Below are 14,578 nucleotides of genomic sequence, written 5' to 3'. Positions count from 1 at the left end.
ACATGGCGCGCAGTCTCGCCGCGGCGGGCATTGTGCTGCTTGGCGCCGTGCTGTTCTGGTTGTCGTTGTACAGCTGGTCGCCGTTTACCCTCACCGCGACGGATGCGTGGAATGGCCTGGTGCACCAGGGCAGTGTGGGCGGCAACATGGCCTATATCGTCGCCCAGTTGCGTGTGCCCCGCGCGGTGTGCGCGGCGTTGGTGGGCGCGTGCCTGGGCTTGGCCGGGGCACTGATGCAGGGCATCACCCGTAACCGCCTGGCCTCGCCGTCGTTGTTTGGCGTGACGGCGGGCGCAGCGCTGGGTCTGGCGTTATTTTCCACGGGCCTGGTGGCGCCGCCGTTTGCCGGTGGTGCGTTGTTAATGACCTGCCTGGGCGGCGCGCTGGCCTGGGTCACGGTGTTCAGCCTCGGTGGCGCCTGGTCGCCGACCACCGCCCAGGGTCGCCTGGTATTGGCCGGCGTTGCCGTGGCAGCGTTGTGTGCGGCGCTGACCCGGCTCACGGTGATTCTGGTGGAGGCGCAGGCGCAAAGCGTACTGAACTGGCTGGCCGGGTCCCTGGCCAACGTCGGTGCCACGCAGGTGCAATTGCTCTGGCCGTGTACCTTGATCGGCGGCCTATGGGCGCTGTGGTGTGCACCGCGTCTGAACCTGATCAACCTTGGCGAAGACGCCGCGCGCTCGTTGGGCGTGGGCATTGCCAGCCTGCGCCTGCAGGTGTTTGTCGCCAGCCTGTTGCTGGTGGGCGCCAGTGTCTGCGCGGTGGGGCCGATTGGTTTTGTCGGGCTGATTGCGCCGAATATCCTGCGTCAGTTCATGGGTAACGACTACCGCTGGTTGATCCCGCTGAGCGCGGCGCTGGGCGCGGTGATCGTGCTGGGTGCCGACCTGCTCAGCCGCGCGGTGGCGTTTCCGGTGGAGACCCCGGCGGGGGTGGTTACCGCCTTGATCGGCGCGCCGTTCTTTCTGTTTCTTGCCAGGCGCGCCCTATGATCCGTCCACGTTTTCGCCTATGGCTGCTGTTTGCCCTGTTGCTGCTGGCCGCCTTCGTCAGCCTCAGCGCCGGCACTCTGTGGCTCAAGCCGGCGGCCGTGATCGACCGCCTGCTGGCCCACGATGCGCTCGATTTTGAAGTGTGGAACCACCGTCTGCCGCGCAGCTTGATCGCGATCCTCGCGGGGTGCGCGTTCGGCCTGGCCGGGGCGATTGTGCAGGGCGTGATCCGCAACCCGTTGGCCTCACCGGAAATTCTCGGTGTGACTCAGGGCGCAGGGCTGGCGCTGACCGTGGCGATCATCAGTTGGCCGCAGTTGCCGATTGCCTGGCTGCCAGCGGTAGCCTGCCTGGGCGGGGCAGGGGGCGCCGTGCTGCTGGCGTTGTACAACACCGGCGTGAGTTTCTCCGGGGCGCGTTTTGCGCTGTCCGGGGTGGCGATTGCGGTGACGTTATCCAGCGTCACCGAGTTTCTGATCCTGTCTCATCCGCTGGATATCAACACGGCGTTGCTCGCCCTCACCGGCAGCCTGTGGAGCCGCAACTGGCACCATGTGGCGCTGGTGTTGCCGTTTCTGCTGCTGATCCCCCTGGGGCTGTGCCTGGCCAAACCGCTGAACCTGATCGCCCTGGGCGACGAAGCCGCCCACAGCCTGGGCACCGCCCTGGGCCGTACACGCGGCTGGGCGATGGTCTGCGCGGTGCTGCTCACCAGCCTCGGCGTGGGCGTGATCGGGCCGATCGGGTTTATCGGCCTGGTGGCGCCACACATGGCGCGCCGGTTGGTGGGTGGGCATCACCAGTACCTGTTGCCGGCGGCGATGCTGATCGGCGCGTTGCTGCTGGTGCTGGCCGATACCCTCGGGCGCACGTTGATCGCGCCCAGCGAAATCCCCGCCGGGGTGCTGACGGCAGTGATCGGCGCGCCGTATTTTCTTTGGTTGCTGGCACGGTTCAAGGGCTGATCACATGAGTATTCTCCAGGCACGACAGCTCGATATCGGTTACGGCGCGACGCGCATCGTGCAAGGGCTGTCGTTCACGCCGCCGGTTGGCAAGGTCACCGCATTGATCGGTCCCAATGGGTGCGGCAAATCCACCTTGCTCAAGGCTTTTGCACGCATCCTCACACCCACCCACGGCGAGCTGACCCTGGACGGCCACGCCTACGCCAGCCTGTCCGCGCGCCAACTGGCCCGGCAGATCGCGTTTTTGCCCCAGGTGTTACCGGTGCCCGAAGGCGTCAGCGTGCGCCAGTTGGTCGCCTATGGACGCAGCCCGCACAACTCGCTGTGGGGCCGCCTGAGCGGCAACGACCAGTCCCATGTGACCCAGGCCATGCGCCGCCTGGAGCTGGACACGCTCGCCGACCGTGCCCTGGCCGACTTGTCCGGTGGCCAGCGCCAACGCGCCTGGCTGGCCATGGTGCTGGCGCAGAACGCCCCGGTGGTGTTGCTCGACGAACCCACCACCTACCTGGACATCAGCCATCAGGTCGAACTGCTCGACCTGATGGGCGAACTGGCTGCCGAGGGCAAGACCGTGATCACCGTGCTCCACGACATCAACCAGGCCTGCCGCTACGCCGACCACCTCGCGGTGATGCACGCCGGCAAGCTGGTGGCCGATGGCGCGCCCGCGGCGGTGATCAACGCCGATTTGATGCGCCAGGTCTTTGAGGTGCAAGTGCAGATCATCAATGAGCCTGTTTCCGGTACGCCGATGTGCGTGGTGGAAAAAAGCATCCGCACTCACGACTCAAGCCGTGTGCAATGAGGACGCGTTGAATCTGGCTGATCGAGGCCGCACCGGCCTTACCGTTTAGATGGGCCCAGGTTGATGACGTGCTTTTGGGTAAGCCTTGTTCGCCCAGGCGATATCGTCTGCACTGAGCATCGCGTTTCTTGAGTGAAAGGTGTTGTCGGTACTCCATGAGGGGGCGATGGAGTAGTGCATGATCGAATCCGGGTCGTAGCGCGAGAAATCATAAATGTCGCTGCGAGGCAGCGGACGAAAGTTGGTCTGCAGCTCAGATTGATCGAAGAGCCGATCAAGGTTGGGCCGGTTCCACGGGATATTCGCGTCGGGATGCTGGTGTTCATGGTGGGCACCCAGCATGTGCCCGAACTCGTGCATGACGGTGACGGCGAATGAACTGGTGCCAGGGTCTGCCGGCAGGCTCATGGTCGGTGCGTAGGGGGGGGCGTTTTTCGCATCGGTGCCGATCATCGACCTGCCACCGTGGTCGCCAGGCAGGTTCTGTGTGATACGAACGTCACCGTCTTCCCCGCAGACGAATTCGAATGTCAGATTGATATGGGGCAGCCATTCGCTGGCGGCCTTTTTCACCGCCAGCACATAAGGGTCATCCATGGCGTAGTCGTACAGGGCGATTTTCAGGATGCTGTTTTGTGGCCAGTATTTGCCAGGCTCACCCACGCTGCGTTTGCCGCGTGAGAGCGGTTCGGGCTGAGCGGCACTGTCGGGGGCTCGGGCAGTGGGCGAGGGCAATGGATAGGCAGGCGGCGAGATCATGGCGTTTTTCTCCAAGGCGTCAGGGAAGAGTCTTGCGCATAGTTCGTCCAGACCCCGGGGATGGTTCCGTGGGAGGGGGACGAAATGATGTTCTTGCCGGTCTTTATTTGCGGGGGGGGGGGCAGTCAATTTGGATAGGGTGCAGGTCTGCGCTCAAGGACTTTTCCATGATCGACCTGCTTCCCAGGACTCGACGCGCGCCCAAAGGTGAAAAACGCCGCGAAGAGCTGTTGGACGCAGCCCTGCAGGTGTTTTCCCTGGAAGGCTGCAGCGGCGGGTCGATGGCCCTGGTGGCGGCGATCGTGGGCATTTTGGTGGCCGGGTTGCTGTCATCACTTCTCTCATAGCCATCACCGTCACGTGTACCGCTGTCGGCCTCGTTCTTGGCGTTCAGGCGAATGTCCTGGGACGACACTCGTCACTTTTCTGCCGATAATAGTTCGTCTTGAACGCAACGTTTAAGCGATGGTTAATTGCAACTACTTAACACTTTTTGCTGTTATCAAGTTCGGATAATTGTATTAACGATGGGTGTAAGTGATGTCTATGTGATATTTCGTGATGGCATTTTGAGCCACATAAATGCATGGGATAAGGCGATTATTGCGCTTAAAGGTCAAACGGAAGCTAATTTTTGCGCTAAATAAGAAATATTTCATTACGCTTTTGAACTTGAACTAAACCTACCAGTCGATTGGCTTAAGAAAATAGATGGCGGCATGGCGAATGAATGGCTCTGCGCAGTAGTTCTAAAAGGCCATGTTTTATACACGCTGTCATACACAACGCTTTGGTGTAGGGTCTTGAACCCATTCAAGGCCCCCTTGAGCTGTCCGGCGTTTTTTATCGGGAGAATTGTTTATGAAAAGGCTCCGTTGGGTGCCAGCTTTATGCTGGGTATTGCAGTGAGTGACGCGGCCATGGCGGCGCACGCCACGAACGCGGATGCCACCTTCGACTGACCGCCAACGTATGTCCCGGCGGGAGCGAGCAAGTGCGCTGCCGCAGGGTTTCCACATCGCCTCTCAGATTTGGCCCTATGCCCCAGCCTATCGATGCCTGCCAGATGCATGTCCCGCACACCGAACAGGTGTGCGCGTGGCTGATGCAAAACGCCGGCTTGAAAACCGTCGACTTGGAACGCGCCCGGCGCTTGTCCCAGGAGTCCGACGACCCCGAGTTGCTGGGCTTGCTCACTCGCCTGGGGCTGGTCTCCGAAGTGCAGCTGGCCCGCGCCTGGGCCGACTTGCTCGACGCCCCGCTGCTCATGGCGGACGCCGCGCCACCGCTGCTGGACCCATTGCCGGCCCTCACCGAGCGCTTCATGCGCCATTACCAGGTGGTGCCGGTGGGCTGGAGCCAGGGCGGTGTGCGGGTGTTGGCAGCGAACCCGGCGGCGGTCTACCCGTTCCAGGCCCTGGCGTATGCCTGCGGCGTACCGGTGTGGCTGGCGGTGGGCCCGCGCAACGAGGTTGAAAGCCTGATCGAGCGCTACTACGGCCAGGGCCGTTCGGCCATGGGCACGCTGATCGAAAATCTGGACGAGCAGGGCGGCGCGCTGGAAGACATCGAACACCTCAAGGACATGGCCTCCGAAGCGCCGGTGATCCGCCTGGTCAATCTGATCCTGCAGCGCGCGGTGGAACATCGCGCCTCGGATATCCACATCGAACCTTTCGAGAACCAGCTCAAGGTGCGCTACCGCATCGACGGCGTGCTGCACGACGCCGAGGCGCCGCCGGCCAGTTCGTCGGCGGCGGTGATCTCGCGGGTCAAGATCATGGCGCGCCTGGACATCGCCGAGCGCCGCCTGCCCCAGGACGGGCGCATCATGTTGCGCATCCAGGGCAAGGAACTGGATTTGCGCGTGTCCACGGTGCCCACCAGTTTTGGCGAGTCAGTGGTCATGCGTTTGCTCGACCGCCAGACCGTGCAGTTCGATTTCCAGAGCCTGGGGTTCGACGGCCAGCGCCTGGAGACTTTCCTGGAAGTGCTTGAACGGCCCCACGGCATCCTGCTCGTCACCGGGCCCACCGGCTCGGGCAAGACCACCACGCTCTATACGGCGCTGTCGCGGCTCAATACCGCCGAGCGCAAGATCATCACCGTCGAAGACCCGGTGGAATACCAGCTCGAAGGCATCAACCAGATCCAGGTGAAACCGGCCATCGGCCTGGACTTTGCCGGGGCGCTGCGTTCCATCGTGCGTCAGGACCCGGACGTGATCATGATCGGTGAGATCCGCGACCTGGAAACCTGCCGCATCGCCATCCAGTCTTCCCTCACCGGCCACCTGGTGCTGTCGACCCTGCACACCAACAGCGCGGCGGCGAGTATCACGCGCCTGCTGGACATGGGCGTGGAGAGCTACCTGATCGCCTCCACCGTCAACGGTATCCTCGCCCAGCGCCTGGTGCGCCGCCTCGACCCGGCCACCCGCGAAGCCTTCGAAGCACCGGCGGAGTTGATCGCCGAACATGGCCTGGATCGGTTTACCGAGCAGCGTCCGATCATGCTTTATCGCCCCCGTGCCGATGCGCCGGGCGGCGGCTATCACGGGCGCAGTGCAATCACCGAATTGCTGGTGATGAACGACGAACTGCGCAGCCTGTTGATGCGCCAGGCCGACGCCGCCACGTTAGAACAGGCCGCGCGCCGGGGTGGCCTGCGCACCCTGCATGAAGAGGGCCTGCGTCAGGCGGTGGCGGGTGTTACCTCCCTTGAAGAAGTGCTGCGCGTCACCCGTGGAGAGGGCGCGTGAGCCTGTTCAAATACCGCGCCCTCGACAGTCAGGGCACTCCACAAAGCGGCACCCTGGAAGCCACGGACCAGAACGCCGCGGTCGCTGCGCTGCACAAGCGCGGTTTGTTGTTATTGCACATCGATCTGGCCGGTGCCCAAGGGCTGCGCAACGCGTTTGGCCGGGGTCAGTTGAACGGCGCGGCGTTGGTCAGCTTCACCCAGCAACTGGCCACGCTGCTGGGGGCCGGGCAACCGTTGGAGCGCTCCCTGGGCATTCTGCTCAAGCAACCCGGTCAGCCCCAGGTCCGTGCGTTGATCGAGCGCATCCGCGAGCGGGTCAAGGCCGGCCAGCCGTTGTCCAAAGCCCTGGAAGAAGAGGGCGGCCAGTTCTCGCCGCTGTACCTGAGCATGGTGCGCGCCGGCGAGGCGGGCGGCGCCCTGGAAAACACCCTGATCCAGCTCAGCGACTACCTGGAGCGCAGCCAGTTGCTCAGGGGCGAGGTGATCAACGCGTTGATCTATCCGGCCTTTCTGGTGGTCGGCGTGCTCGGTTCCCTGGCGTTGTTGCTGGCGTATGTGGTGCCGCAGTTCGTGCCGATCTTCAAGGACCTGGGGGTGCCGATCCCGCTCATCACCGAGGTGATCCTGGGGCTCGGCCAATTCCTCGGTGCCTATGGCCTGGCGGTGCTGGCCGGGTTGATTGTCGGCGCATGGACGTTTGTCGCACGCCTGCGTGATCCCCAGCGCCGTGAGCGCTATGACCGCCGCGTATTGGGCATCCGCATTCTTGGCCCGCTGCTGCAACGGGTCGAAGCCGCGCGCCTGGCGCGCACCCTGGGCACCTTGCTCAGCAATGGTGTGGCGCTGCTGCAAGCGCTGGTGATCGCCCGCCAGGTGTGCACCAACCGCGCGCTGCAGGCGCAAGTCGCCCAGGCCGCCGAATCGGTCAAGGGCGGCGGCACCCTGGCCAGCGCGTTCGGTACGCAGCCCCTGTTGCCGGACCTGGCCCTGCAAATGATTGAAGTCGGCGAACAGGCCGGTGAACTCGACAGCATGTTGCTCAAGGTCGCCGAGGTGTTCGATGTCGAAGCCAAACGTGGCATCGACCGCCTGCTCGCCGCGCTGGTGCCGTCCCTGACCGTGGTCATGGCCGTGCTGGTGGCGGTGATCATGCTGGCGATCATGCTGCCGCTGATGAGCCTGACCAGCAATATATGAACCCTCAAGGAAGCCAACCGATGCGTCAGACCCGATTCAAACACGCCCGCCGCCAGGGCGGTTTTACCCTGCTGGAAATGCTCGCGGTGATCGTACTGCTGGGCATCGTCGCGACCATCGTGGTGCGCCAGGTCGGCGGCAATGTGGACAAGGGCAAGTACGGCGCCGGCAAGGCGCAACTGGCCAGCCTGAGCATGAAGATCGAAAGTTATGGACTGGACGTCGGTTCGCCGCCCAAGACCCTGCAGCAACTGGTCGACAAGCCCGGAAACAGCGCCGGTTGGGCCGGCCCGTACGCTAAACCGTCGGATCTAAAGGACCCGTTCGGCCATGCCTTCGGCTATCGCTTCCCCGGTGAGCACGGCGCGTTTGATCTGATCTTCTACGGCCAGGACGGTCAGCCCGGCGGCGAAGGCTACAGCGCCGACCTGGGCAACTGGGAATAAGCCACGACCATGGCAGACGCTCAACGCGGCTTTACCTTGCTGGAAATGCTGGCGGTGATCGTCTTGATCAGCGTCGCGGCCGGGTTGGTTGGCTTTGGCCTGCAACAAGGCCTGCGCGCTGCCAAAGAGCGTCAGGCGGTCGGGCAGATCGTGGAGGCGTTGCGTAGCACGCGGGCGCGGGCGATTGTCAGCGGCACCACCGAAAGCACGCTGTTCGATTTGCGCAACCTCAGCGTGCAGGCGCCGGGGCGCCCGAAAAAATACTGGCCGGCCGACCTGCACGTGACGCTGCATACCGCCGAACAAGCCGGCTCCGCCGTGGCGTTCTACCCCGATGGCAGCTCCACCGGGGGCAACCTGCTGTTGGCCAATGGCAGCCGGCGTTGGCGCATCGATATCGGTTGGTTGACCGGCAGCGTGCAATCCAGGGCCTTGCCATGAAGCGCCAACGCGGTTTCACCTTGCTGGAAATGCTCGCCGCCCTGACGCTCATGGCGATCTGTTGCACGGTGCTGCTGGTCGCCTTCGGCCAGAGCGCGCGCGCGTTATTGCACGTGGCCCATAGCGACCGCCTGACCCATGCCGCCTTGAGTGTGATGGACCAGGAGGGTGCGGGACCGTTGGCCAGCGGTACGCGCCAGGGCGAGTTGGACGGCATCGCCTGGCAACTGCGCATCGCCCGGCAGCCCGGCCGTGTCGGCCAGGCGCATCTGTTTCGTCTGGACCTGACGGTCAGTGAAGGCCCGCGCCAGGCGCAGTTCAGCACCTTGAAGCTGCGAACGTCCGGGGTCGGTTTGTGACGCGGCGTCAGCAGGGCTTTACCCTGCTCGAGGTCCTGATCGTGCTCAGCCTGCTGGGGGTGTTGCTGACCCTGGTGGGCGGCGCGTTGCTCGGCGCCAATCGCGCGGTGCTCAAGGCCCAGCGCTACACGGTCAGCCTGGATGAAATGCGCGCCGCCCAGCAGTTTTTGCGCACCGCCATCAGCGAGGCATTGCCGTTGGATGTCACCGAAGACGACAGCCAGGTCGATGGTTTTTTCGTCGGCGAGCCGCAGCGCATGCAATTTGTCGCGACCCTGCCCGGCGTGCTGGGTGGCGGTATTCAGCGCTTCACCTTGCAGTTGACCGGCGCCGAGGCACCGCGCGATTTGCAGGTGGCGTTCGCCCAGTTCGAGTCCAGGGCGCAGGTCAGCGTGCCAGCCTCGCGCAGCGAACCGCAGGTGTTGCTCAAAGGGGTTGAAGACCTGCAGTTCAGCTATCGCGGCGTGTCGCCAAAGGGTCAGGCCACCGGCTGGATCAACGCGTGGCCGTGGACCAGACGCCTGCCGTCCGCCGTGCGCATTTCCGTGCGCGTCGACGGGCCCGTGCAGTGGGTGACCCAGGTGGTTGCGTTGCGCCTGAACCTGTCCGGCGGGGCGCCCGAATGATCAAGCATCAACGCGGTGTCGCGCTGTTGCTGGTGCTCTGGGTGCTGGCTCTGCTCAGCCTGTTGCTCGGTGGGCTGGCCGGTTGGGTGCAGTTGGAAACGCGCCAGGCGGCCTGGCATCGCCAGCACACCCAAGCGGTGCTGGCGGCCGAGGCGGGCGTGGCGCTGGCGATGCAAGCCGTGGCCGATCCGTTGCAGCGCAAACAGTGGGTGGTCGACGGGCGTGAAATCGCGTTGGTATTTGACGACGCGCAGTTGCACGTAAGCCTGCGCAGCGAACGCGGCAAGTTGTACCTGCACAGCGCCGACGTGGCCGACTTTGCCCGCCTGGCGTTGGCGTGCGGCGCCACACAGGTCCAGGCCAGGCAAGTGGCCAGAGCTCTGGAAGTGCGCCGAAACCAGGGTCTGGCGCCGTTTCGGGTGGTGGAAGAAGTGCGACAACTGCCGGGCATGAGCCAGGCGCTGTACAGCGCGCTGGTGCCGGAAGTCAGCCTGTGGAGCGGCCTGGACCGGCCCGACCCGGCCTTCGCCAGCCCGTTGATGCGCCACGCCCTCAACCTGCCGCATCCGAGCGCGGTGGGCGCCGACCCCGGCGACGTGCTCGTGGTGAGCAGCCGCGCGCAACGCCCCGGCGGCTATCACGCCGAGTTGCAAGCCACGGTTTTATTGAGCCCCGCGCAAGGTAGCGCACAACCTTATCGAGTACTGCGTTGGCAAGAATGAATGAACACCTGACGTCGCGGCTTGAGCCGCTCGCCCGGCGCTGGCACGGCAGCCTGCTGCAGCAGGGCTGGCGCTTGTGGGTCAAGGAGCTGCGCGACTGCCTGCCCCGCTGGTTGTCATTGCATGACATCCCCGAGCACCTGTACCCGTGGCCGCTCACTGCGCCCGTGAACGCACCTTCCGGTGAGGCGCGCCAGGTGTTGCTGCTGGCGCCGGATGCGGTGTTGGTGCAAACCCTGCAATTGCCCTTGGCCGCCGCGCGCAACCTGTCGACCGTGGTCGGCTATGAACTGGACCGCTTCACCCCGTTCGAGGCCGCGCAGCTGTACTTTGTCGCGCGCCAGGAGCGGCGCAGCGCCAAGCATGTGCACGTGACCCTGGTGGCGATGCTGCGCGAGCGTCTGGACCAGATCCTCAGCGACTGCACCACCCTCGGCTTGCAGCCCCATGCGGTGGATGTGGCGGATGCGACCGGCACGCCCATGGGCATTGACTTGCTGCCCACACCGCTGCGCCCGCGCCAGCGCCCCACGGGCAAAGGCCTGCAACGCAGCCTGCCGTGGCTGTGCGGGGCGCTGCTGGTTGGCGCCATGGTGCTGTGGCTCGACGACCGCCAGCGCGTGCTCGAGGCCATGCAACAGAGCGTACGCGCGCAAAAGGCCCAGGTTGCCCAGGTCCAGGCGCTGCGCCAGCAATTGCTCAACACCCGGGGCGCGGCCCAGTATCTGATCCGCCGCAAGACCGCCCAGCCGCCGTTGGCTGCGCTGCTCAACGAGTTAACCGCCTGCCTGCCGCCCGACACATGGATCGACGAATTGGACGTCAACGACGGCGCCGAGGTGTCCTTTTCAGGGCAAAGCGCCAAGGCCAGTGCCCTGATCGCCCGCATCAAGAACTGCCGCAGTCTGCAGAACGCCAAGTTCGAAGGGGTGATCCAACCCGATGCGCAAACCGGCAAGGACCAGTTTTCCTTGCGCGCCCATCTGCACCAGGAGGCCGCCGATGCGCCGACCACTGACACCCCGTGAACGCCGTGGCGCGGCCTTGATCGGCCTGGCCCTGGTACTGGGCGGCGCTTACTGGTTGTTGATCGATAGCTGGTTTGCCGGCCCCTTGCGTGCCATGGGCGAGCAGGCCGAACAGCTGCGCGAACAACAGCAGCGCTATGCCGGCGTGCTGCGCCAGGAGCAGGGCCTGCGCGAGCAGTTGGAACAGGCGCGACAGGGCCCGGCCAGCAGCACCAGCCTGTTGCCCGGTGACGATCCCAGCGCGGTCGCGGCCGACCTGATGCAGCGCATTGCCGACCTGATCAACAGCCGCGCCGGCCTCGGCGGCGGCTGCATGCTCACCCAGCGCATGCCGATCACCCCGGAGCAGGACGATGCCGAGCCGTATCGCCAGGTCAAGGTCAGCCTGACCCTCAACTGCGCCATCGAACCGCTGACCGCGATCCTGCATGAACTGGAGTATCAGCGCCCGTTTCTGTTCGTGGATGACATGAGCATCCGCCGTCGACCGGATGCGCCCGCCACCGGCGGCGCCGGCAAACTGGTGGTGCACCTGCTGGTGCGCGGTTACCTGCAACCGGCCGGTGCCGGGCAGGAGGCCCGATGATCAATGCACTGCGCCCCATCGAGTGGGGCTTGCTCGGTTTGTCCGCCGCCCTGGGCGTGCTGATGCTGGGTATTTTGAGCAGCATCGGCGATGCCCCGCAGTGGCTGCCGGAACCCGCACCCAGCGCCAGCGCGAGTGCTTCGGCCAAGGTGCTGGCCGCGCCGCAAGTCAGCCTCGACAGCCTGGCCGGCACCTGGCAGGCGCCGCTGTTCAGCACCGACCGCAGTCCGGACCGTGCGATCGGCCAGGCGGCGGTTTCCAGCCTGTCGAGCCTGACCCTGACCGGCATCGTGCTGGACGGCGACCTGCGCGTGGCGCTGCTCAAACGGGCCGACGGCCCGCCGCTCAAAGTTCATCAAAACCAGACCCTGCCCAATGGCTGGCGCCTGGAGCACCTGACCCCGCGCGACGCCCGCTTTGTGCAAGACGGCCGCAGCCAAACCCTGAGCCTGCGGGCCTTGCGTTTGCCGCCGCCGTCCAGCACCGCCCCGATTACCCTTCCTCACGAGCCAACCCCTTGATCGATACATTCCCTGACGCCTTGCGCACCACCGTGCTTTGCCTGGCGACCGCTGTTTCCCTCGGCGGTTGCGGCACATTCCCCGACCATCTCGACCCGGACGACGCGCTGTTGCATGAGGCGATGCAAGGCACCGGCGCGCAGCGCCCCCCCGTCGACCCGGCCAGCGAGCGCACGCCGCTCGACAGCGGCCAGCCCGCCACAAGAGCCCCAGCCCAGCGCCAACTGATCCGCGGCAACCAGCAGTTCGTGCGTCCACCGGCTGTGGCGGCGGTAAAGGAGGAGGGTGGCGGTGACATCGTGTTCAACTTTGCCGACCAGCCGATCGAGGCGGTGATCAACAGTGTGATGGGCGACTTGCTGCACGAGAACTACAGCATCGCCCAGGGCGTGAAGGGCAATGTAAGTTTTTCCACCTCCAAACCGGTGAACAAGCAGCAGGCGTTGTCGATTCTCGAAACCCTGCTGTCCTGGACCGACAACGCCATGATCAAACAGGGCAACCGCTATGTGATCCTGCCGGCCAACCAGGCGTTGGCGGGCAAGCTGGTGCCGCAAATGCGCGTGTCGCAGCCGTCCAGCGGCTTGTCGGCGCGGCTGTTTCCGCTGCGCTATATCTCCGCCACCGAGATGCAGAAACTGCTCAAGCCGTTCGCCCGCGAGAACGCTTTTTTGCTGGTGGACCCGGCGCGCAATGTACTGAGCCTGGCCGGTACGCCGGAAGAATTGGCCAACTACCAGGACACCATCGACACCTTTGATGTGGACTGGCTCAAAGGCATGTCGGTCGGTGTGTTCGGTCTGCAACGGGCCTCGGTGGCCGAGCTGATGCCCGAACTGCAAAAGATGTTCGGCCCCGACAGCGGCATGCCGTTGGCGGGCATGGTGCGGTTCCTGCCCATCGAGCGCACCAACTCGGTGGTGGCGATCTCGTCCCAGCCGCAGTACCTGAGTGAGGTCGGTGACTGGATCCACACCATCGACGAAGGCGGCGGCAACGAACCGCAGATGTACGTCTACGACGTGCGCAACATGAAGGCCACCGACCTGGCCAAATACCTGCGACAGATCTACGGCAGCGGGGCGATCAAGGACGATGCGCCGGCCAAAGTCGCCCCCGGTCTGCGCACGGCGACCTTGTCGTCACCGGGCACCAACAGCACCGCCGGCAGCACGCCGGGCGGACTGAATGACACCTCGCCTGTCGTCGACGATCAAGCCCAAGCGTCCGAAGCCGAGGACAGTGCCGAGCCGGACACCACCGAAGGCGCCCCGGCCAAAAGCCTCGACGCCGGCACCCGCATCACCGCGCAAAAAAGCAGCAACCAACTGCTGGTGCGTACACGACCGGTGCAGTGGAAGGAGATCGAATCGGCGATCAAGCGCCTCGACAATCCGCCGCTGCAAGTGCAGATCGAAACGCGCATCCTCGAGGTCAAACTCACCGGTGAATTGGACCTTGGCGTGCAGTGGTACCTGGGGCGGCTGGCCGGTAATTCCACCAGCACCACTGTGGCCAACGCCTCCGGCAGCCAAGGCGCGCTGGGCGGTGGTGCGGCCGGGTTGGGCGCGGCGGATTCGTTGTTCTACTCCTTCGTCAGTTCCAACTTGCAAGTGGCACTGCACGCGCTGGAAACCAACGGCCGCACCCAAGTGCTGTCGGCGCCGTCGCTGGTGGTGATGAACAACCAGCCGGCGCAGATTCAGGTGGGCGACAACATCCCGATCAGCCAGACCACGGTCAACACGGGCACCTCCGACACCACGTTGAGCAGCGTTGAATACGTGCAGACCGGGGTGATCCTGGATGTGGTGCCGCGCATCAATCCGGGCGGGTTGGTGTACATGGATATTCAGCAGCAGGTCAGCGATGCGCAGGATCAGGCGAGCAACAACGGCGACACGCCGGCTAATCCGAGGATCTCGACGCGCTCGGTGTCCACCCAGGTAGCAGTGCAGAGCGGCCAGACGGTGTTGTTGGGCGGCTTGATCAAGCAGGACAACGCGGAGTCTGTGAGTGCGGTGCCGTATCTGGGCAAAATTCCGGGGTTGCGCTGGTTGTTTGGCACTACCAGCAAGTCCAAGGACCGCACGGAGCTGATTGTGTTGATTACGCCGAGGGTCATTACCAGCAGCAGCCAGGCGAGGCAGGTGACGGATGATTATCGCCAGCAGATGCAGTTGTTGAAGCCTGGGGGCTGAGGTTGAGGCCACGGCAGCATCGCCGCGATCACTTCAATTGAGATGCCCGATGGCGCGAGTGGGTTGCATCGCAGGTGGGCGATTGTTGGCAGACAACGCACTGGATAAAACCTAGCTGGCTGCATGAAAGTTTGAGACGGCACGGCGGGGTATTTTTCTGA

At 64.5% G+C, this 14,578-nt stretch carries 16 protein-coding genes and 1 pseudogene; 16 read left to right on the top strand and 1 reads right to left on the bottom strand.

The genetic code is table 11. From position 1 onward, the window contains the following. The first annotated feature begins 2 nt into the window (after positions 1-2). The 3 genes from fecC to fecE are packed head-to-tail and all read left to right on the top strand — an operon-like array spanning position 3 to position 2,768. Entirely contained in the window at positions 3-992 is a 990-nt protein-coding gene (fecC, locus tag PSH59_RS16545; protein WP_305393228.1) for an iron-dicitrate ABC transporter permease FecC, read from the top strand. Beyond that, entirely contained in the window at positions 989-1,957 is a 969-nt protein-coding gene (locus PSH59_RS16540) for an iron ABC transporter permease (RefSeq protein ID WP_248082181.1), read from the top strand. The genes fecC and PSH59_RS16540 overlap by 4 nt, the downstream gene beginning before the upstream one ends. Positions 1,958-1,961: 4 nt before the next feature. Beyond that, positions 1,962-2,768 carry a Fe(3+) dicitrate ABC transporter ATP-binding protein FecE gene (fecE, locus tag PSH59_RS16535; protein WP_305393227.1) on the top strand — a complete coding sequence of 269 codons (807 nt, stop codon included), beginning with the start codon at positions 1,962-1,964 and terminating at the stop codon, positions 2,766-2,768. 45 nt (positions 2,769-2,813) lie between these two features. Here fecE and PSH59_RS16530 read toward each other — a convergent pair whose 3' ends face one another. Next, positions 2,814-3,527 carry a M12 family metallopeptidase gene (locus PSH59_RS16530; RefSeq protein WP_305393226.1) on the bottom strand — a complete coding sequence of 238 codons (714 nt, stop codon included), beginning with the start codon at positions 3,525-3,527 and terminating at the stop codon, positions 2,814-2,816. Positions 3,528-3,694: 167 nt separating this feature from the next. On the opposite strand from PSH59_RS16530, the pseudogene PSH59_RS16525 reads away from it, so the two are divergent. From PSH59_RS16525 to gspD, 13 genes and pseudogenes are all read left to right on the top strand, one after another. Next, positions 3,695-3,856 (top strand): annotated as a pseudogene (locus tag PSH59_RS16525) (TetR/AcrR family transcriptional regulator); the annotation flags it as partial. A gap of 474 nt (positions 3,857-4,330) precedes the next feature. Continuing rightward, a complete protein-coding gene (locus PSH59_RS16520; RefSeq protein ID WP_305393225.1) occupies positions 4,331-4,489 on the top strand; it encodes a hypothetical protein in 159 nt (52 codons plus the stop codon). A 104-nt stretch (positions 4,490-4,593) separates the two neighbouring features. After that, positions 4,594-6,288 carry a type II secretion system ATPase GspE gene (gene gspE, locus PSH59_RS16515; protein WP_370694434.1) on the top strand — a complete coding sequence of 565 codons (1,695 nt, stop codon included), beginning with the start codon at positions 4,594-4,596 and terminating at the stop codon, positions 6,286-6,288. After that, positions 6,285-7,487 carry a type II secretion system inner membrane protein GspF gene (gspF, locus tag PSH59_RS16510; protein WP_305393223.1) on the top strand — a complete coding sequence of 401 codons (1,203 nt, stop codon included), beginning with the start codon at positions 6,285-6,287 and terminating at the stop codon, positions 7,485-7,487. Before gspE ends, gspF begins: the two co-directional genes overlap by 4 nt. A 20-nt stretch (positions 7,488-7,507) precedes the next feature. Next, the gene (gene gspG / locus PSH59_RS16505; RefSeq protein ID WP_248082168.1) at positions 7,508-7,933 is read left to right on the top strand and encodes a type II secretion system major pseudopilin GspG; all 426 of its coding nucleotides are present in this window, start codon (positions 7,508-7,510) and stop codon (positions 7,931-7,933) included. Between the two features lie 9 nt (positions 7,934-7,942). Next, a complete protein-coding gene (locus PSH59_RS16500) occupies positions 7,943-8,374 on the top strand; it encodes a type II secretion system protein (protein WP_248082167.1) in 432 nt (143 codons plus the stop codon). Further along, positions 8,371-8,733, top strand: a complete 363-nt coding sequence (locus tag PSH59_RS16495; RefSeq protein ID WP_248082165.1) for a prepilin-type N-terminal cleavage/methylation domain-containing protein — start codon at positions 8,371-8,373, stop codon at positions 8,731-8,733. Before PSH59_RS16500 ends, PSH59_RS16495 begins: the two co-directional genes overlap by 4 nt. After that, a complete protein-coding gene (locus PSH59_RS16490; RefSeq protein ID WP_305393222.1) occupies positions 8,730-9,359 on the top strand; it encodes a prepilin-type N-terminal cleavage/methylation domain-containing protein in 630 nt (209 codons plus the stop codon). The genes PSH59_RS16495 and PSH59_RS16490 overlap by 4 nt, the downstream gene beginning before the upstream one ends. Further along, positions 9,356-10,081: a type II secretion system minor pseudopilin GspK gene (locus tag PSH59_RS16485; protein WP_305393221.1), complete on the top strand. Its 726-nt coding sequence runs from the start codon at positions 9,356-9,358 to the stop codon at positions 10,079-10,081. Before PSH59_RS16490 ends, PSH59_RS16485 begins: the two co-directional genes overlap by 4 nt. Then, a complete protein-coding gene (locus PSH59_RS16480; RefSeq protein WP_305393220.1) occupies positions 10,078-11,109 on the top strand; it encodes a PilN domain-containing protein in 1,032 nt (343 codons plus the stop codon). The genes PSH59_RS16485 and PSH59_RS16480 overlap by 4 nt, the downstream gene beginning before the upstream one ends. Beyond that, a complete protein-coding gene (gspM, locus tag PSH59_RS16475; protein ID WP_305393219.1) occupies positions 11,084-11,695 on the top strand; it encodes a type II secretion system protein GspM in 612 nt (203 codons plus the stop codon). Before PSH59_RS16480 ends, gspM begins: the two co-directional genes overlap by 26 nt. Continuing rightward, positions 11,692-12,216 carry a general secretion pathway protein GspN gene (locus tag PSH59_RS16470; RefSeq protein WP_248082144.1) on the top strand — a complete coding sequence of 175 codons (525 nt, stop codon included), beginning with the start codon at positions 11,692-11,694 and terminating at the stop codon, positions 12,214-12,216. The genes gspM and PSH59_RS16470 overlap by 4 nt, the downstream gene beginning before the upstream one ends. Continuing rightward, a complete protein-coding gene (gene gspD / locus PSH59_RS16465) occupies positions 12,213-14,417 on the top strand; it encodes a type II secretion system secretin GspD (RefSeq protein ID WP_305393218.1) in 2,205 nt (734 codons plus the stop codon). Before PSH59_RS16470 ends, gspD begins: the two co-directional genes overlap by 4 nt. Positions 14,418-14,578 lie beyond the last annotated feature (161 nt).

This window comes from Pseudomonas sp. FP2309 (assembly GCF_030687575.1).
GTDB lineage: Bacteria > Pseudomonadota > Gammaproteobacteria > Pseudomonadales > Pseudomonadaceae > Aquipseudomonas.
Note: the sequence above shows the minus strand (reverse complement) of the source record. Positions and strands in the feature narration are given on the sequence as shown.

Coding starts and splice junctions, on each gene's coding strand:
- PSH59_RS16530 (WP_305393226.1), bottom strand. CDS start 3,527: ATGATCTCGCCGCCTGCCTATCCATTGCCCTCGCCCACTGCCCGAGCC.
- fecC (WP_305393228.1), top strand. CDS start 3: ATGGCGCGCAGTCTCGCCGCGGCGGGCATTGTGCTGCTTGGCGCCGTG.
- PSH59_RS16495 (WP_248082165.1), top strand. CDS start 8,371: ATGAAGCGCCAACGCGGTTTCACCTTGCTGGAAATGCTCGCCGCCCTG.
- fecE (WP_305393227.1), top strand. CDS start 1,962: ATGAGTATTCTCCAGGCACGACAGCTCGATATCGGTTACGGCGCGACG.
- PSH59_RS16480 (WP_305393220.1), top strand. CDS start 10,078: ATGAATGAACACCTGACGTCGCGGCTTGAGCCGCTCGCCCGGCGCTGG.
- PSH59_RS16500 (WP_248082167.1), top strand. CDS start 7,943: ATGGCAGACGCTCAACGCGGCTTTACCTTGCTGGAAATGCTGGCGGTG.
- gspE (WP_370694434.1), top strand. CDS start 4,594: ATGCATGTCCCGCACACCGAACAGGTGTGCGCGTGGCTGATGCAAAAC.
- PSH59_RS16485 (WP_305393221.1), top strand. CDS start 9,356: ATGATCAAGCATCAACGCGGTGTCGCGCTGTTGCTGGTGCTCTGGGTG.
- PSH59_RS16470 (WP_248082144.1), top strand. CDS start 11,692: ATGATCAATGCACTGCGCCCCATCGAGTGGGGCTTGCTCGGTTTGTCC.
- gspG (WP_248082168.1), top strand. CDS start 7,508: ATGCGTCAGACCCGATTCAAACACGCCCGCCGCCAGGGCGGTTTTACC.
- PSH59_RS16540 (WP_248082181.1), top strand. CDS start 989: ATGATCCGTCCACGTTTTCGCCTATGGCTGCTGTTTGCCCTGTTGCTG.
- gspM (WP_305393219.1), top strand. CDS start 11,084: ATGCGCCGACCACTGACACCCCGTGAACGCCGTGGCGCGGCCTTGATC.